Origin of the sequence: Paenibacillus sp. GP183 (genome assembly GCF_900104695.1) — a bacterium.
Lineage (GTDB): Bacteria > Bacillota > Bacilli > Paenibacillales > NBRC-103111 > Paenibacillus_AI.
Genome location: NZ_FNSW01000001.1, coordinates 3,764,386 through 3,781,055 on the forward strand (window position 1 = coordinate 3,764,386; position 16,670 = coordinate 3,781,055).

At 47.9% G+C, this 16,670-nt stretch carries 19 protein-coding genes, 1 rRNA gene and 1 riboswitch; of the genes, 16 read left to right on the forward strand and 4 right to left on the reverse strand.

All coding sequences use genetic code 11. The features are described from left to right. The first annotated feature begins 27 nt into the window (after positions 1-27). Positions 28-144, forward strand: a 5S ribosomal RNA gene (gene rrf / locus BLV33_RS18485). Positions 145-378: 234 nt separating this feature from the next. Here the strand turns inward: rrf and BLV33_RS18490 are convergent. Then, on the reverse strand, positions 379-903 hold the full coding sequence (locus BLV33_RS18490) for a hypothetical protein (RefSeq protein WP_090794845.1): 525 nt from the start codon (positions 901-903) through the stop codon (positions 379-381). A gap of 129 nt (positions 904-1,032) precedes the next feature. Between BLV33_RS18490 and BLV33_RS18495 the strand changes: the two genes are divergently transcribed. The 10 genes from BLV33_RS18495 (at position 1,033) to rsmI (ending at position 8,266) form a co-directional block, all read left to right on the forward strand. Next, positions 1,033-1,233 (forward strand): sigma factor G inhibitor Gin, encoded by a 201-nt coding sequence (locus BLV33_RS18495; RefSeq protein WP_090794847.1) that lies wholly within the window; start codon positions 1,033-1,035, stop codon positions 1,231-1,233. Between the two features lie 45 nt (positions 1,234-1,278). Further along, positions 1,279-2,784 (forward strand): aminotransferase class I/II-fold pyridoxal phosphate-dependent enzyme, encoded by a 1,506-nt coding sequence (locus tag BLV33_RS18500; protein WP_090794850.1) that lies wholly within the window; start codon positions 1,279-1,281, stop codon positions 2,782-2,784. Between the two features lie 32 nt (positions 2,785-2,816). After that, positions 2,817-3,467, forward strand: coding sequence for a dTMP kinase (gene tmk, locus BLV33_RS18505; protein ID WP_090794853.1), 651 nt, complete (start codon positions 2,817-2,819; stop codon positions 3,465-3,467). Between the two features lie 15 nt (positions 3,468-3,482). Further along, a complete protein-coding gene (locus BLV33_RS18510; RefSeq protein WP_090794857.1) occupies positions 3,483-3,812 on the forward strand; it encodes a cyclic-di-AMP receptor in 330 nt (109 codons plus the stop codon). A 120-nt stretch (positions 3,813-3,932) separates the two neighbouring features. Further along, entirely contained in the window at positions 3,933-4,379 is a 447-nt protein-coding gene (locus tag BLV33_RS18515; RefSeq protein WP_090794860.1) for a YaaR family protein, read from the forward strand. 18 nt (positions 4,380-4,397) lie between these two features. Next, positions 4,398-5,375: a DNA polymerase III subunit delta' gene (gene holB, locus BLV33_RS18520; RefSeq protein WP_090794863.1), complete on the forward strand. Its 978-nt coding sequence runs from the start codon at positions 4,398-4,400 to the stop codon at positions 5,373-5,375. A 1-nt stretch (position 5,376) separates the two neighbouring features. Next, positions 5,377-6,180 (forward strand): PSP1 domain-containing protein, encoded by an 804-nt coding sequence (locus BLV33_RS18525; RefSeq protein ID WP_090794866.1) that lies wholly within the window; start codon positions 5,377-5,379, stop codon positions 6,178-6,180. 27 nt (positions 6,181-6,207) lie between these two features. Next, entirely contained in the window at positions 6,208-6,543 is a 336-nt protein-coding gene (gene yabA, locus BLV33_RS18530; protein ID WP_090799043.1) for a DNA replication initiation control protein YabA, read from the forward strand. Positions 6,544-6,608: 65 nt separating this feature from the next. Next, on the forward strand, positions 6,609-7,382 hold the full coding sequence (locus BLV33_RS18535) for a tRNA1(Val) (adenine(37)-N6)-methyltransferase (RefSeq protein WP_090794870.1): 774 nt from the start codon (positions 6,609-6,611) through the stop codon (positions 7,380-7,382). Beyond that, positions 7,379-8,266: a 16S rRNA (cytidine(1402)-2'-O)-methyltransferase gene (rsmI, locus tag BLV33_RS18540; protein ID WP_090794874.1), complete on the forward strand. Its 888-nt coding sequence runs from the start codon at positions 7,379-7,381 to the stop codon at positions 8,264-8,266. Before BLV33_RS18535 ends, rsmI begins: the two co-directional genes overlap by 4 nt. Positions 8,267-8,404: 138 nt before the next feature. On the opposite strand, the gene BLV33_RS18545 is transcribed toward rsmI, so the two are convergent. Then, a complete protein-coding gene (locus BLV33_RS18545; protein ID WP_090794877.1) occupies positions 8,405-8,659 on the reverse strand; it encodes an AbrB/MazE/SpoVT family DNA-binding domain-containing protein in 255 nt (84 codons plus the stop codon). 371 nt (positions 8,660-9,030) lie between these two features. Between BLV33_RS18545 and BLV33_RS18550 the strand changes: the two genes are divergently transcribed. Both BLV33_RS18550 and BLV33_RS18555 read left to right on the forward strand, forming a co-directional pair. Next, a complete protein-coding gene (locus BLV33_RS18550; RefSeq protein ID WP_090799045.1) occupies positions 9,031-10,311 on the forward strand; it encodes an HD domain-containing protein in 1,281 nt (426 codons plus the stop codon). 24 nt (positions 10,312-10,335) lie between these two features. After that, positions 10,336-11,103, forward strand: a complete 768-nt coding sequence (locus tag BLV33_RS18555) for a TatD family hydrolase (protein WP_090794880.1) — start codon at positions 10,336-10,338, stop codon at positions 11,101-11,103. 6 nt (positions 11,104-11,109) lie between these two features. Here the strand turns inward: BLV33_RS18555 and BLV33_RS18560 are convergent, their stop codons facing one another. Together BLV33_RS18560 and BLV33_RS18565 are read right to left on the reverse strand one after the other, a co-directional pair. After that, entirely contained in the window at positions 11,110-12,327 is a 1,218-nt protein-coding gene (locus BLV33_RS18560) for an ABC transporter permease (protein WP_090794884.1), read from the reverse strand. Further along, the gene (locus tag BLV33_RS18565) at positions 12,324-13,073 is read right to left on the reverse strand and encodes an ABC transporter ATP-binding protein (protein WP_090794887.1); all 750 of its coding nucleotides are present in this window, start codon (positions 13,071-13,073) and stop codon (positions 12,324-12,326) included. The genes BLV33_RS18560 and BLV33_RS18565 overlap by 4 nt, the downstream gene beginning before the upstream one ends. A gap of 278 nt (positions 13,074-13,351) precedes the next feature. Further along, positions 13,352-13,552, forward strand: a riboswitch (cyclic di-AMP (ydaO/yuaA leader). Positions 13,553-13,842: 290 nt separating this feature from the next. On the opposite strand from BLV33_RS18565, the gene BLV33_RS18570 reads away from it, so the two are divergent. The 3 genes from BLV33_RS18570 (at position 13,843) to rsmA (ending at position 16,586) form a co-directional block, all read left to right on the forward strand. After that, complete coding sequence (locus tag BLV33_RS18570; protein WP_090794891.1) at positions 13,843-14,982, forward strand: 3D domain-containing protein; 1,140 nt, start codon at positions 13,843-13,845, stop codon at positions 14,980-14,982. 157 nt (positions 14,983-15,139) lie between these two features. Further along, complete coding sequence (gene rnmV, locus BLV33_RS18575; protein ID WP_090794895.1) at positions 15,140-15,676, forward strand: ribonuclease M5; 537 nt, start codon at positions 15,140-15,142, stop codon at positions 15,674-15,676. 10 nt (positions 15,677-15,686) lie between these two features. After that, positions 15,687-16,586: a 16S rRNA (adenine(1518)-N(6)/adenine(1519)-N(6))-dimethyltransferase RsmA gene (gene rsmA, locus BLV33_RS18580; RefSeq protein ID WP_090794898.1), complete on the forward strand. Its 900-nt coding sequence runs from the start codon at positions 15,687-15,689 to the stop codon at positions 16,584-16,586. The last annotated feature ends 84 nt before the right edge of the window (positions 16,587-16,670 follow it).

Sequence of the window (16,670 nt, forward strand, 5' to 3'; positions counted from 1 at the left end):
ATAATATTTCCTGTATGTATCTTTCCGTTTGGTGACGATGGCGGAGGGGAACCACGCGTTCCCATCTCGAACACGACCGTTAAGCCCTCCAGCGTCGATGGTACTTGAACCGCAGGGTTCTGGAAGAGTAGAACGTTGCCAAGCCCAAAACAAAAAGAACTCATTTGATGAAAAATCAGATGGGTTCTTTTTCTATTGGCTGCACTGTTTTCAAGAAATACTGCTCAGATACAGATTGTACATCTCAGAAGGCGCGGCTAGTTGATTATTGTAGTGAGAAATTGCTCTGCCAAATGTAGGTTCTGCATGCTATCCCGTCGATAATAGTCTAAACAGTGTTACGAGATGTATGAAATACCATCTTGTCCAATCCTTCAGCTAAGGTAAGTAGCAAGATGTGTCTTTGCGGCTGATCCGAATGAGTCCGTTTTTGTGAAAAGAGCGAAAAAGGAAGAGTATAACCAATCGGGGCAGCATCGCCCACAGATGAAAAACCAAAAGATTCACCGCAAACATGGCACTGATCCAAGGGGAGAGCACGCCAAGAAGAATAAGTGTACTCCAAAACAAATGGAGCTGCACTTTTTGCACCAATCGAATTGTCGCATGGCCTTCGGGGAGGATCCCATTCCAGAATAAGCCCCATTGAAAGGACCATCCCCGCATGGAACCGCCGACGGTAAAATAGAAATACAGCCAAACCAGGAGGAAGTGGAGGCCCAGTAGCAGGGGACTACTCACAATAAAAAACCACCAGAATTCTTCGCTGATATCTATGGCTAGCAGCAAGAGAATCAGCCCCGAATAAAAGAACTTCATATAGGGTGTATGTTGTACTCGTTTCATCAGTCTGTAATTATATATGGTAGTTTCCGTGGAATGAAATGGATCCCGTTGAGACATATGGACCTCCGAGTCGAGAATTGAGCATTAATCCATTTATCGGCATGCATAAGAAAGATTATAAGAATAGTTTGAGAGAGATCCGATCCGGCAATACTGGGTACTACCCATACATGAAGAGGTGGTTCCATGGAAAAGAAACAGGTAAGTCCTTGCATGATCTGCGGACAAAATCAAGAAAACGGTATTTTCATATTATCTGGATTTTTATGTGACGATTGCGAGATGGAAATGGTTGAAACGGATGCACAGGATGAGAGATACCGTTACTTCGTCCAGCAAATGAAATCGCAGCTTCTTTGTTTTTTTCGGAGCAATCCTCTAGTATAAGAGTAAGCGGCACGACACTTACCGGCTGGGGGAATGGACAAGTCCATGAGAGAGTTGTGGAGTAATAGCAAAAAACACCGAGCACCGCTGTTCGAAGCAATGGCAGCTCATCACCGCAAGAAGCCGGCGAGCTTTCATGTTCCCGGCCATAAATCGGGGATGGGGGCAGATGCGACGGCGGCTTCTTTTTATGAACAAATATTATCGATAGATTATACAGAAATAACCGGACTTGATGATCTGCATCAAGCAGATGGCGTCATTCTTGAAGCGCAGCACCTGGCGGCGGATTGTTTTGGGGCGGAGGAGACTTTGTTCCTGGTAGGCGGCAGTACAGTTGGCAATCTCGCCATGATTTCAGCCGTCTGTGAACCTGGGGATATTCTGTTCGTGCAGAGAAATGTACATAAATCGGTGATCCACGGCCTGATGTTAGCCGGGGCTAGAGCGGTATTTTTGGCTCCGCAATGGGATCCAGAAGAAGGAATGGCAGCAGGCGTAGATGCGAAAGATGTAGAAAAGGCGCTTCAAGCCTATCCAGAAGCCAAGGGACTCCTTATAACAAATCCGAATTATTACGGAATGGGTATCGATCTTAAGCTACTGGCTGAGCTGATGCATAAGCACAATAAGCCGCTGCTAGTAGATGAAGCACATGGAGCGCATTTCGGATTTCATCCAGAATTGCCGCCTTCCGCACTCTCCCGCGGTGCTGATATCGTAGTGCAATCCACGCATAAAATGTTATCCGCCATGACCATGGGTGCCATGCTTCATATGCAAGGAGAGCTGATTAACCGCGCGGCCGTCAAGCAGCGATTATCCATTCTTCAAAGCTCAAGTCCTTCCTATCCGATAATGGGATCGTTGGATTTAGCAAGAAGGCAGATGCATGTACAAGGTAAAGCTCTGCTTCAAGAAGGATTGCTGGTGGTAAAAGCATGTATAGCTGAGCTGAAGAAATTGTCGTGTTATGGATTGACGCACCCAACTTCCGCAGCTGCTGCATATACATATCAAGATCCATTTAAAATCGGTATTTATGATGCTATGGGGACATTATCGGGACCAGAGCTTCGAGATCAGTTGGAAGCATATGGATGCTATGCAGAAATGGCGGATGAAAAGCGAGTCCTGCTCGTTTTTACCTGGGGGACAACTAAGGAGGATGCTGCTAGAATTGTTCAGGCTTTAGTCAACATATGTGAGGAGCGAAAGCTTCAAAAGAAGGAAAAATCAGAACGAATCGCGAATAAAATAAAGATGACCCCGTTTATCCAATTTTCAGATCCGGTTGCTTTTCAGCTTTATCCAGCTAGAGAAACCAATGGCCGGGAAAACCAAGAAACGGAATGGGTCAGCATCAAGGATGCTATAGGCAAAAGGTCAGCAAGAATGGTCATTCCTTATCCCCCAGGAATTCCTCTTTGGTACCCGGGAGAATGGATAACCGCTCGCAGTGCTGAGTATTTGCAGGAGCTTGCTGCATCAGGCATAAAATTTCAGGGAATGCCCGGCGGTAATTTGCAAAACATCGAAGTGTTCACATAAAAAGCTGGTTCAGCAGGTTTCAGGAGGATATCGTGAAAGGAATTTTCATCACATTTGAAGGACCGGACGGAGCCGGAAAAACAACCCAGCTTCAAAGATTAGCGAAGGAATTGCAAGATATGGGACATGAGATCTTAGTGACCAGAGAACCTGGGGGTACAGCAATCAGCGATAAGATCCGCAGTATTATTCTCTCGCCGGACAACCAAGAGATGGTGGACCAAACCGAAGTCCTGTTATACGCCGCTTCCAGAGCACAGCACGTTCATGAGCGGATTCTTCCCGCATTGCAAGAAAGTAAGATTGTGCTTTGCGATCGATTTATTGATGCCAGTGTCGCATACCAAGCCTGTGGACTTGGAGTCGACATCGGACTTGTGAAAGCAATAAACCGGTTCGCGAGCTCCGGACTTCAAGCCACTCGCACGTATTTGCTTGATGTTCCGGTTGAGGTTAGCAAAGAGCGGCTGTTGCAAAGATCTCAGGCCTCCGCTCAGGCACCGCTGGATCGTATTGAGCAGAAGGGCTTCGAGTACCATAACCGCGTCCGGGAAGGTTTTCACCGAATAGCCGAAGATGAGCCCAGCCGGGTAGTCGTCATTAATGCGCATCGTACCGAGGATGAAATCGCGATTGATATTTTAGCGGATTGTAAGCGTTTATTGGAAGGGTTATCTAAATGAAGAGGGTGAATAATTATGAAATTAGTCATAGCCGTTGTTCAGGATAAAGACAGCAACCGTTTATCCAATGCTTTGGTCAAAGAAGGCTTTCGCGCTACCAAGCTGGCTAGTACGGGAGGGTTCCTTCGCGCGGGAAATACCACCTTTATGATTGGTACAGAGGACGAGAGGGTGCCAGAAGCACTTAAAGTGATTAAGGCTAATTGTAAAATCCGTGAGCAGCTTGTAACCCCTGTTTCTCCAATGGGAGGTACTACCGATTCCTATATTCCGTTTCCAGTGGAGGTTCAAGTGGGCGGGGCTGCTGTATTCGTGCTACCGGTAGAACGTTTCGAGCATTTTTAAGTTGATATGAAAGTATAAGTTATTCTAAACTTATCTTGCTTCGCATCAACCTTGACAAACGAGCTCGTTAATTAGGACGGCGCAGCCGTTTATCCTTGGCAAAAAAGGGTGGGATCGTCCTTGAAAATAAATCCAGGGTGGCAGCCGATCGGGAAAAATGTCAAGATCAGCGATAATGCGCCGCCGCCCCAAATGGCTCCACGCAATTTTTCGGACATCATGCAGCAGAATAACGAGAAATTCTCGCAGGAGCAGTTAAGCCAGATGATGCAGCAGATCTCCTTGCAAGGAGATCGTCTCGCCAAATCCATGACGGTTCGCGAGCTTAGGCAATACAAGCTGCTGGTAAAGCAATTTTTGGAGGAAACCGCAAGACGCGGGGTGAGCATCAAAGACACAAGGGGCTGGGATCGCCGCGGGCGTGCAAAGCGATATAAAATTTTAGAAGAAATAGATAAGGAATTGCTGGATCTTGCGGATGATATGCTGATAAGCGAACAGGGCCGTATTGAACTATTGCAAAAAGTCGGCGAAATTCGAGGTATGCTGATTAATCTTTTATTTTAAGGTGGCGCATTTGAGATTATGTCTTTTCAAGCGATTCGCGGACAAGCTGCTGCAAAGCGTCTTTTGCAAAGCGGGCTGAGAAACGATACATTGTCGCATGCGTATATATTTAGCGGACCCGTTGGGACGGGTGGCTACGAGATGGCAATAGCGTTGGCAAAAGCGATTTATTGCAAGGTATTCGTCGATGATTCCTGCGGGGAATGTTTGGAATGCCGCAAGGTGGAGCATGGCAACCATCCCGATTTGCATATCGTGCAGCCGGAGGGAGCCTCCATCAAAATCGAGCAGATTCGCGAGCTGCAAAAGGAATTTGCTTACAGGGCAACAGCCTCGGAAACGAAGATTTATATTCTGCAGCAAGCGGAAAAAATGACCGTTCCAGCGGCCAACAGCCTGCTGAAGTTTCTAGAGGAGCCGACCTCGAAGGTCGTCGCTATTTTGATCACAGAGAATGGGAATGCGCTGCTGCCGACAATTCAATCGAGGGCTCAATGGATTTCTTTCAATCCCATGCCAAGGGACGAGATGATCAAATCCTTACTGGCGGAGGGTCATCCGGCGGTGCTGGTTCAGCCTGCGGCCCATATAACAGCAGGACTAGCAGCAGCTCGAGAGCTTATTGGGGCAAATTGGTTTGCAGAAATGCGAAATGTAATGTTACAATTAGCAAAGGAGACGCTGACAAGATTCCCGTCTTCCATCGTGACGATTCAACAAAAGTTGATCAAAACTGAACTGGCGGATCACATCTCGAGCTTGTTTGATTTGTTGATTCTCTGGTTTAAAGATATGGTGCAGCTGCGTTTGGGACGCAGAGATAATCTAGTATTTACAGACCAGCTGGACTGGATGGCTGCCCTTGCATCAAGTCGCGAAGTACTAGACTGGATTCGAATGATGGATCAGGCCGTGAGCCTGCAAAAGCGTCTTCGCTTTAATGCCAATCCACAGCTGGTGATTGAAAAGATGTTGGTTGACATACAGGGGGTGTAATATGTATTCGGTCGTAGGCGTCCGCTTCAAAAAAGCGGGTAAAATATATTATTTTGATCCGATTGATCTGCCTATTGAGCATGAGAGCGCGGTGATCGTGGAAACAGCGCGCGGAGTAGAGTACGGCAGGGTGGTAGTTGGCAAGAAGACGGTTCAGGACAACGATGTAGTACTTCCGCTCAAGAAAGTTATTCGACTTGCCGACCATTCGGACGCGGATCTGGTGGAGGAAAATAAGAAAGCGGCAAAAGAGGCTTTCCAAACCTGTCAGGAAAAAATCAAAGACCACAGCCTCAAGATGAAGCTGGTCGATGTGGAATATACGTTTGACCGCAATAAAATTATTTTTTATTTTACGGCCGAGGGTCGAGTTGATTTTCGGGAGCTGGTTAAGGATTTAGCCAGCATTTTCCGTACAAGAATTGAACTGCGCCAAATTGGTGTCCGCGATGAAGCGAAAATGCTTGGCGGCATTGGCCCTTGCGGTCGAATTCTGTGCTGCTCTTCTTTTCTGGGAGACTTTGAGCCTGTATCTATCAAAATGGCCAAGGACCAAAATCTCTCCTTAAATCCGACCAAAATTTCAGGCTTATGCGGCCGGCTGATGTGCTGCTTGAAATATGAGCATGATAATTACGAGAGTGCGAAGGACTCCCTGCCGACAGTAGGCAGACAGGTCATCACTTCTTTGGGCAATGGTAAATTGCTCGGTCTCAATCTGAATGAACGTACAGCCAAGGTTCAATTGTTTGAGCAGAAAAAAGTAATGGACCTTCCCTTGGATGATGTAGTGGAACAAGAGTAGCAGGAAGTGGCTTCTAGAGGTGAAATCGTGGAGAAACCGGATATTTTCGCTCAGATTGGCGATATGGAAAAACGCATAGGTGCTGCGCATATCGAGCTTGGCGATTTAAAGAAACAGATTATAGGTCTAATTGAAGAAAATAAGCGGCTCAGCATTGAAAATCAACAGCTGCGCAAATTGATCAGGCAGGAAGAAGCGTCTTCCGACCCTTCAGGAATGTTCAAGGAAGCCTCCATGATTGGCGAAGGTTATGATAATCTGGCCAGACTGTATGTCGAAGGTTTTCATATATGCAACGTGTATTACGGTCATTTGCGAACTGAAGGAGATTGTCTATTCTGTCTATCCTTTTTGAATAAATAAACGTATAGCCGTAGGGAGGCTCTCTCTACGGTTTTTTTTCATCAAACCCTGGAAAGGATTACGGTATGAAGGATATTGCTTTAGCAAGCAGTGAACGGATCGACGATCTGTTAACACATGGCCTGCACATCATACAAAGCGAGGAAGTATTTAGCTTTTCGCTGGATGCGATATTGCTCGCAAGGTTTTGCAGCATGCCGCCTCGGGGCAAAGTGTTGGATTTATGCACCGGCAATGGGGTAGTGCCGCTGCTCTTGACGACTCGCACTAAAGCTGCGGAAATCTGGGGCGTAGAGATTCAAGAAAGGCTGGCGGATATGGCCGTACGCAATGTTCAGTTGAACGAGCTGGAAGGCAGGCTGCATATGATCCACGGCGATCTTCGAACCATCCATCTCAGCTTGGGACATGGGCAGTTTGATCTCATTACGGTCAATCCTCCCTATTTGCCGGTTCCGGCGGGGGAACAGAACATCAATGAGCATGTGGCGGCAGCAAGGCACGAGATTCATTGTACGCTGGAGGAAGTCATCTCAGCCGGTGCTAAACAAACTCGCGCAGGCGGTAAATTCGCGATGGTGCATCGCCCTGCGCGATTAGTGGACATCCTTACCCTGATGAGGAAGTACCGGCTGGAACCCAAGCGGATCCGTTTTGTCCATGCGAGGGCTCATGAAGAGGCGATGATGGTCCTGGTCGAGGGGGCCAAAGACGGAAAGTCTGAGCTTCGCACCCTGCCGCCGTTCATTGTGTATAACGACCAAGATCAGTACTGTAAGGAATTAATGGAGATTTACTATGGCGGCCAAATATCAAGTAAAGAGGGGTCAAGCCCGTGAACCTGCAAAAAAGCTACGCGCCATCCGGCGCCGCTCCCGCCTCCGGCACGCTTTATCTGGTTGCCACACCCATCGGCAACCTCGAGGACATGACCTTCCGCGCGATCCGCACGCTGAAGGAGGTCCATATCATCGCTGCGGAAGACACGCGGCAAACCCGCAAGCTGCTGACGCACTTCGAAGTCGCTACGCGACTCGTCAGCTATCACGAACACAACAAGCAGGCAAGCGGACCGGAGCTTGTCCGCTTGCTGCTTGAAGGGCAGAGCATCGCGCTGGTTAGCGATGCAGGGCTTCCGGCCATTTCCGATCCAGGGTTCGACCTGGTGAGGATGGCCGTAGAGCAGTCGGTGCCGGTGGTACCCATCCCCGGTGCGAATGCGGCGTTGTCTGCCCTGATTGCATCGGGCCTGCCCACGGACCGCTTCACCTTCGTCGGCTTTCTCCCACGGGAGAAGAAAGACCTGACGAAAGAGCTGGAGCGTCTCGCTCCCCTGCCGGAGACGCTGATCTTTTACGAGTCGCCGCACCGAGTCGTCAAGACGCTGGAGCGCATGGCGCAGGTGTGGGGAGCACAGCGCCGCATTTGTCTCGCTCGAGAGCTGACGAAGAAGTTCGAGGAGTTTGCCCGCGGCACGATTGAGGAGTGCCTCGCGCATTTGGCGCAGCATGCGCCGCAGGGCGAATATTGCTTGATCGCCGAAGGTGGACAAGCAATGGAATCGCCGGCGAATGGCGCTTGGTGGGAGGCACTGACGCTGGCCGAGCACGTGGAGCGCTATGTCCAGCAGGGCCAGGACAAGAAGGAGGCGACCAAGCAAGCAGCAGCAGACCGCGGAGTGCCCAAGAGGGAGGTCTACAACGCGCTGCTGGAGAAGGAATAAATCCAGAATCCATGTCTCTGGCACAAAAAAAGATCTCTAATCCGTTAGGCCGAAGCCAAGGATTAGAGACTAGAGGAGATATGAAAAAGGTTAGAATTACCAATTGAAATTTGATACTTTTATTATACTCTATATTTCTTATTTTGTCACAGGAGTTGGCATTTCGGATAAACAACTATTGCAGACAATTTTACCCTTGAAATAAGTTACATTTTCTGCATTACCGCAGAAGATACAGGCAGGCTCGTATTTCTTGAGCATGATGCGCTCGCCATCTACATAAATCTCCAAAGCGTCTTTTTCGCCAATGCCCAAAGTACGGCGCAGCTCGATTGGAATAACAACACGACCTAATTCATCGACTTTTCTAACAATACCAGTGGATTTCATCATATGTGAGTCCCCTTTCAAATAAATTAAAATTTTCCGTCAAAATTCGACATTTTTCTCATATTTATGATACCAACGATTCCCAAATAAGTCAACCGAGAGCACATTGAAGGATGCTTTTTGCAACGCTTCAAGCAGAGGATCGAACTCTAGTATAAATCAAAAAAACCAATAAAATCAAGTGTTCCGTATGTCATATATTACATAAAAAAGGGTTTTTAACTAATATTTGCGTCCCGATGCAAACTTTCTGCATCGGGACGCAAATTGGAAATTATTAATCGACAATATTCACCATAATTCGACAAACTCAGAAATCAATTCATTCAAATGTGACAAAAAAGTGAAAATGAAAGGGGAAGCAGCAAATCATGATGAAAGAAGAAAAAGTTTTTAAGGATCCGGTTCATAAATATATTTATGTTCAGGATCAAACGATTTGGGATTTGATCAACACTCGCGAGTTTCAACGGCTTCGCCGCATTCGTCAAATGGGGACCTCGTTTCTCACCTTTCATGGGGCGGAGCACAGTCGATTCTCTCATTCCTTGGGCGTTTATGAAATCACCCGCAAAATTATTTCTCAGTTCGAACGCAATGCTTATGAGGATTGGCCTCAAGAAGAGCGCTTGCTCTGCCTCTGTGCGGCACTGCTTCATGACTTGGGCCACGGTCCATTCTCTCATTCCATAGAGAAGGTTTTTGGCACGAATCACGAAGAGTGGTCCTGCCGGATCGTGCTTGGAGATACCGAAGTTAATGAGGTGCTTCGCCGGGTGTCGCCGGATTTTCCGAATCAAGTGGCCGGGGTCATTTGCAAATCTTATCCTAAAGAAATAGTGGTCAGTCTCGTATCCAGCCAGTTGGATGCTGACCGAATGGATTATTTGCTGCGGGATGCTTATTTTACGGGTGTCAATTATGGAACGTTTGATTTGGAGCGAATTTTAAGAGTCGTCAGGCCATACAAAGGGTATATTGTTGTCAAGGAGAGCGGCATGCATGCTGTTGAGGATTATCTCATGTCGCGTTATCAGATGTATTGGCAGGTTTATTTTCACCCGGTTACGCGCAGTGCGGAAATATTGCTGCAAAAGATTTTTGGACGTGCCAAGCATTTATATGAAGAAAAATTTCCGTTTAACTATTTACTGAATCCATTGGAAAAGCTGTTCCTCAATCAACTATCCGAAAATGACTACTTTCTGCTCGATGAGTCCTTTATGCAAACCATGCTGATGTTCTGGAGCAGGGAGGAGGACCCTGTGCTGGCGGATCTATGCAGTCGGTTTCTGCATCGCAGGTTGTTCAAGTATACAACCCAGGAGCAGCCGTCCAATTCTTTCATGCTTCGGCTGGCGGAGATTTATTCGGACGCGGGTTATGATCCGGCTTATTATATGGCGGTCGATTTCTCATCCGACCTTTCTTATGATGTTTATCGCCCAGGCGAAAATGATGAAAAGCTGCCCATCTACCTGCTCGATGGGCATGAGGAGCTGACGGAAATTTCAGTGAAATCCGATATTGTCAGCTCCATCAGCGGTCTGCACATGGGCAAGCATCATATTTATTATCCAGAGGAGCTGCTGTCGCGGGTGAACCGAATTCAATATCCGGATATTTATGCCGCCTTGGCAGGTAAACCTTACTAATGATTCGTACAAAAGGAGCCGCATATGCTGACTGATACACATACTCATTTGGATGCAAGCCAATTTAATGAAGACCGGGAAGAAATGATTCAAAGAGCTTGGGATGTTGGAGTGACTCGTATCGTTAATGTGGGTTTTAATCGGGAGACAATTCCGACCACCATGGAGCTGGCAGAGAAATATGATTTTATTTATGCCATCGTCGGCTGGCACCCTCAGGATGCGAAGGATATGCTGCCGGGAGATTTGGAGTGGATTGAAGAGCTCAGCAAGCATGAGAAGGTAGTAGCGATTGGGGAAATTGGATTGGATTACCACTGGGACACATCACCCAAGGATGTACAAAACCGAGTCTTTCGCGAGCAAATCCGTCTGGCCAAAAAAATCGGCAAACCGATTGTAATCCACAATCGCGAAGCGCACCATGATATTATTGAGGTCCTGCGAGAAGAAAAAGCAGCTGAAGTCGGCGGCATCATGCACTGTTTTTCCGGCAGTTGGGACACAGCGAAAATGTGTCTGGATATGAATTTCTATATTTCCTTCGGCGGGCCGGTTACCTTTAAAAATGCCAAACAGCCCAAGGAAGTGCTGGCACAGGTTCCCTTGGACCGTTTATTGATTGAAACCGATGCACCTTACTTGACCCCGCATCCTAATCGCGGCATGCGCAATGAAAGCTCTTATGTGAAGCTTGTTGCCGAAGCGGCAGCCGAAATCCGCGGTATGAGTCTGGAGGAGCTGGCCCAGGTGACAACGAATAATGCTATTCGACTTCTTGGGCTTCGATGAACGTGCTCACTCCTCTACAAATTTACGGCGCAAAATGACGCCGCAAATGAAGCTGCTGAGCGCGATACAAACCAAAGGCACCAACGCATAAACCCAGGGAGTGCGAATCAGAAGCGGAATCGCAAGCAAAAGGGACTGAATAAATAAGGTTGTCCACACAATCCAGGCTATAGAAGCGGGCTTTAAGCTTTTATCCAGGGGATACATCTCCAGCCAAAAGGTGTAACGATGGGCTTGTCCAAGGGATGAGAGCTGAACCGTAGTGATTAATAAGGCGGCTAAAAAAACAACGGTTCGCGCCGCATCGCTGCTGAGTACGAAGATGGCCAGAGCACCTATGAGCGTGATGCGTTCCACCATTCCGAAGAGCTCCGTGCGAAGCAGGGTTTTGCTGTAAAGGTACAAATAGGTTGAATCTGAGGCAAACGGAAGAGTTTTGGTAATTCCGCTAATCCAGCTCCGATGACGAATGCGTGTTGATAAATGCGGAACGTCAATAAACCAATTAAAGAATGTATACAGCCTGCCCTGATGCTGCTTTTCTCTGTCGATCAAATAATCCCAACCCACTCGGTATCGGGTTAATTGACTGAACACAGCGAGCCATATACAGATAAAAATGAAGGTGGCGGCCAAAGTTTCCAAAGGGCTATGTAAAAACAACAAAAAGATGATAACGAATACAGCAATCCACCTGTACGAAGCGGAGAGAACTCGGGCCTGCGTCAGCACAAATTGGCTTTCCCGCCAGCTTGCCTGAAGGTTCGCGGTTTTGAGGATAAGCAGAAATCCCAATACGAATAAGAAGGGCTGCGATGCATCCCCCGCACAATGCCGGTATAACGGCCAAAGCGCGGTCAAAGCAAGGAAGCTGAAAAAGCTTTGCATGAACAAGCTGTATAGAAAGCCTCCGCGAAAATAAGCTCCCATCTTCAGCTCGACCCGAAGTAAAAACATGCGGTCAGGTTCCTTCAAAAGTGTCCGAATCGGACTCCAAACGAGCAGGGGGACCAGCACTAAAGCCGTTATCCATATATAAGGATAAGATGTCGGAAGATGCTGTAGAGTTTTGGCATAATAATAGGAAGAAACAATTATAAGAAAAAGCAAAAACCCGATAAAATTGCTTCTTGCCGCATACTGCCAGTAGCCGATCGTCTCCCTCGCATAGCGCTCAAACCGCTGCTTCCAAAGAGACTGAACATCCAATTCCATGAGGCTCATGGCGTACCGCCTTCACCTTGCACCAGGTTGTAAAACAAATCATCAAGGGATGCACCGGGCAGCTGTGTTTGCAAGCGAATTTCATCCAAATCGCCATAAGCGACTATATGGCCGCGATGAAGCACGATGTACCGGTCACAGTATTTTTCTATAGTCGAGAGAATGTGAGAAGAAATCAGGAAGCTGGCGCCCCTTCTCTTCATTTGTACCATTAGATCGAGCAGTGAACGAATCGCCAGCGGATCGAGACCGAGAAAAGGCTCATCAATTATGTACAGCGAGGGCTCAATCAGAAAAGCATTCATAATCATCACTTTTTGCTTCATGCCCTTGGACAGATGATTGGAAAAACTGTTCAGTTTATCCTTCATCTGAAATTCGCCAAGAAGCGCCTCCGAGCGAGCTTTGAAGACGTCTTTCGTCAAACCGTAAGCCATCGCGGAAAGCTCCAGATGCTCACGGATCGTGAGCTCTTCGTAGAGCTCAGGACTTTCCGGTACATAAGCATAAGCGGACCGATAAGCAAGCGGATTGTCCTTCAAGGTTAATCCGTTGATGCGCACGTTTCCTTTTTGAGGATGAAGCAAGCCCAATATGTGTTTGATGGTCGTGCTTTTGCCTGCTCCATTGAGTCCAATCAAGCCGATCATCTCACCTGGACGGACCGAAAATGTGATATCATGGAGCACAGGCTTGCCCGGAATATATCCTCCATACAGGGTGTCCACTTGTAAAATGGGCTGCACTGTACTCGCCTCCCTTTTCAGCAAATCTTTGCAAATCTATGTAATTTTCATCCAATAATATTATAATCGAATTCGCAAACAAATCATAATTTAGCACCGTCAAAGTTGTAAATGGGCAATTGAGGGCGTTATAATGAGAAAAACGTACCAATTAGTTTGATTAGCCCTATAAAATCCTTAATTTTCCTGTTTCACGTCGTTTTTAGCTGGATTCAGTCCCTTTACATGTCGGACATTACAGCGTACTATTTTCATAATAACTTAATAAACCACTTTCAATTTTCCATTCGCTGAGTTCTTTTTATGGGAAACGGGGGAACCGCTGTGAAACACCAGGAAGACCACAAGTCATCTGGATGTGCACAGAATGTTTATCAGGGGTGAATCCAAAGACGACAAGCCAAGCTTGCGTACTAGGTAGGGCGACTCTCACGTCCGAATCCGTCAGCTAACCTCGTAAGCGTATCGAGAGAGGAACGATTGTCGTGCCTTGTTGTATGTTACATGCAAACTGTGCCACGGGAAGACTCCTCTTTCCGCGGCTTTTTTATGCTCATCTCCAGAGTAAGACGTAAATACAGCAGGACCTTTGGACTATATGATGAGGAGGTGGAACTACCGGAATAGAGCGGTAATGGCTGTTCTATGGCTGGGAAAGCTCGGCTGCGAAGCTGAAGAGATTTATTAAGTTAACTAAAAAAACTTAGTCGCGTCATATTTAAAACCAAGCGTTACTCGACGGCGAGGCTTTGAAGGAGGACCGAAATAAGTGGGCACAATTTCTACACTTGAACCCCATGTAAACCGATCATCCAGCATGTCCTTGGCATTGCGATGGAAGCGTGAAAACTTACGTATGATCTTAACCATAGCAGCTATCACATTCGTAATGACTTTCATGTTTTTGGTGTTGTTGTACGGTACGGCTACCAAGAGCGTATCCGTAGTTGTGAATGGACAAGAAACCGTTGTACAAACCAAACAATGGGTCCTTCAACGCCTACTGGATGAACAAGCCATAAAGATTGGCGAGCACGATCTCGTTTCCGCATCTTTGACCTCCAGGATCAAGGGAGGGGAAACATTTACTATTGATCATGCCACACCGATTCAACTGACTGCTGACGGACAGACCACAACTGTTTATACAACTGCAAAAACGGTGGAAAGTGCTTTACAGGATTTACATATCGCACTTGGAGAATTAGATCGAGTCTCCCCTGAACGGAATACAGCGTTAACCTCAAACTCCGAGATTAAAATTGTGAGGGTTAAGAAAGAAATAGACCAAATCAATGAATCGATCGCTTTCGAAACCGAACAAAAAAACGACAGTACCTTGCTTAAAGGCAAAGAGCAAGTCGTCCAAGAAGGCGCAGAAGGCGTGCTGGTTAAAAAAACAGAGAAGGTCTATGAGGACGGCCAACTAGTTTCGGAAAATGTAGTAGATCAGCAAGTTCAAACCGAAAGCGTGAAGAAGATCGTCGCTATCGGAACGAAAAATCCGGTGACGATTTTATCGGCTGCTTCGGAAGACAAAGCCCAAATTTCCAAGAATGGCATCAACTTCGGTTATAAGCAGGTACTAAACAATGTAACGCTCACTGCTTATTCTGCAGGGGTTGCTTCTACAGGCAAGAGTGAAGGCGATGCCGGATATGGCAAGACCTTTACAGGAACCACAGTGTCTGAGGGCAGAACCATTGCCGTAGATCCGAAGGTCATTCCTTTGGGTTGGTGGGTGTATATCGAAGGAATAGGCTTCCGTAGAGCTGAAGACACAGGAAGTGCTGTCAAGGGGCAGAAGATCGATGTTTATTACGATAGCCATGAATATGCCAACAGGTTTGGCTTAAAGCGAGGCTATACCGTATATGTGATCGGACCCACGAAACCTTCCGAGAATTAATCGGATATCATCTGCCTGGAAGGGCAGAATGAATAAATATATGTACCTTCTGCAGCAAGGTGAAAGAAGAGGAGCCTCCTCTTCTTTTTCTGCGTTGATAAGATATAAGTTATTCTAAACTTATCTTGCTTCGCATCAAGAGGGAAGAGGTGCGTTTATGATTAAAGAAATCATTGTGGTTGAAGGCAAGGATGATACGGCTGCGATTCGAAGGTCGGTCGAAGCGGATACGATAGAAACCGGAGGCTCAGCCATTGGGGCTGCCGTTTTGCAGCGGATCACCCTGGCGATGCAGCGCAGAGGGGTGATTATCTTTACAGACCCTGATCATGCAGGGGAGCGGATTCGTAAAATCGTAGCTGCCAAAGTTCCCGGCTGCAAGCATGCTTTTATCACCCGGCAGCAGGCAGAGTATAATGGCGATATCGGGGTTGAGAATGCATCGGCTGAAACGATACGAGAAGCGCTTGCCAACCTGAAGACCGAGTATGAAGGTGCCGTTTCCGAGCTAACCCTGGCCGATCTTATGAAGGCTGGGCTCCTTCATCATCCCGATGCTGCATCCAGAAGGCTGGAAGTGGGTAACACATTGGGCATCGGGTACTGCAATGGCAAGCAATTTTTCAAACGCTGTGCGATGTTTCAAATATCGCGCGAAGAGTTTGAAGCGGCAGTAGAACAATTGGACAAATGAGGGCTAGAACATGAATATGAATCCACTCAGCAAGGCAGCATCTGAAGATGTAGCTACACCCAAAAATACGAAAAACCTGATCCAGAAGCATGGTATCGTGCTCAAGAAAAGCTTGGGTCAAAATTTCCTGATTGACCAGAATACTTTACACAAGATCGTCGGCGCCGCAGAGCTGAGCGGCGACAAGGGTGCGCTGGAGATCGGCCCCGGCATCGGGGCGCTCACCCAGCAGCTGGCCAAGGCCGCGGGGCGCGTCCTGGCGGTCGAGATCGACCAGCGGCTGCTGCCGATTCTGGCCGAGACGCTGGAGCCCTATCCCCATGCCACAGTCGTGCATGGGGATGTGTTAAAGCTGGATCTGCCGGCGCTCATCCGGCAGCATTTTGACGGCATGGCCGGCGTGAGCGTGGTCGCCAACCTGCCGTATTACATCACGACGCCGATCATCATGAAGCTTCTCGAAGAGAAGCTGCCGCTGGAGAACATCGTCGTGATGATCCAAAAAGAAGTGGCCGACCGCATGGCGGCACGTCCTGGGGGCAAGGAATACGGCAGCCTCAGCATTGCCGTTCAGTTTTACTGCGAGGCGGAGCTGGTCGCCATCGTGCCCCGCACCGTCTTCGTGCCGCAGCCGAACGTCGATTCCGCCGTAATCCGGCTGCGCGTGCGCAAAGAGCCGCCTGTGCACGTGCAGGACGAGGACTTCTTCTTTGAAGTCGTCCAGGCCTCCTTTGTGCAGCGGCGCAAAACCATCTACAACAACCTGGCGGCGAGGTTCTTTACCAAAGAGACCAAACCCGAGCTGGAGGCTTTGCTGCACAGCATCGGGATTGATCCGATTCGCCGCGGCGAAACGCTCAGCATGGAGGAATACGCGCGCCTCGCAGCTGCGCTCAGCGCCCGCAATTAGCGGACGTCTGCGACTGGACGCTAGCTAGCATTGCTGTCTCCCCGCTCACAAGCCGCCCATCCTGCCTCCGGCAGTAGGCACCAT

Coding starts and splice junctions, on each gene's coding strand:
- holB (WP_090794863.1), top strand. CDS start 4,398: ATGTCTTTTCAAGCGATTCGCGGACAAGCTGCTGCAAAGCGTCTTTTG.
- BLV33_RS18535 (WP_090794870.1), top strand. CDS start 6,609: ATGAAGGATATTGCTTTAGCAAGCAGTGAACGGATCGACGATCTGTTA.
- BLV33_RS18555 (WP_090794880.1), top strand. CDS start 10,336: ATGCTGACTGATACACATACTCATTTGGATGCAAGCCAATTTAATGAA.
- BLV33_RS18500 (WP_090794850.1), top strand. CDS start 1,279: ATGAGAGAGTTGTGGAGTAATAGCAAAAAACACCGAGCACCGCTGTTC.
- BLV33_RS18550 (WP_090799045.1), top strand. CDS start 9,031: ATGAAAGAAGAAAAAGTTTTTAAGGATCCGGTTCATAAATATATTTAT.
- rsmA (WP_090794898.1), top strand. CDS start 15,687: ATGAATATGAATCCACTCAGCAAGGCAGCATCTGAAGATGTAGCTACA.
- BLV33_RS18560 (WP_090794884.1), bottom strand. CDS start 12,327: ATGAGCCTCATGGAATTGGATGTTCAGTCTCTTTGGAAGCAGCGGTTT.
- BLV33_RS18495 (WP_090794847.1), top strand. CDS start 1,033: ATGGAAAAGAAACAGGTAAGTCCTTGCATGATCTGCGGACAAAATCAA.
- BLV33_RS18490 (WP_090794845.1), bottom strand. CDS start 903: ATGTCTCAACGGGATCCATTTCATTCCACGGAAACTACCATATATAAT.
- BLV33_RS18525 (WP_090794866.1), top strand. CDS start 5,377: ATGTATTCGGTCGTAGGCGTCCGCTTCAAAAAAGCGGGTAAAATATAT.
- BLV33_RS18510 (WP_090794857.1), top strand. CDS start 3,483: ATGAAATTAGTCATAGCCGTTGTTCAGGATAAAGACAGCAACCGTTTA.
- rnmV (WP_090794895.1), top strand. CDS start 15,140: ATGATTAAAGAAATCATTGTGGTTGAAGGCAAGGATGATACGGCTGCG.
- BLV33_RS18545 (WP_090794877.1), bottom strand. CDS start 8,659: ATGATGAAATCCACTGGTATTGTTAGAAAAGTCGATGAATTAGGTCGT.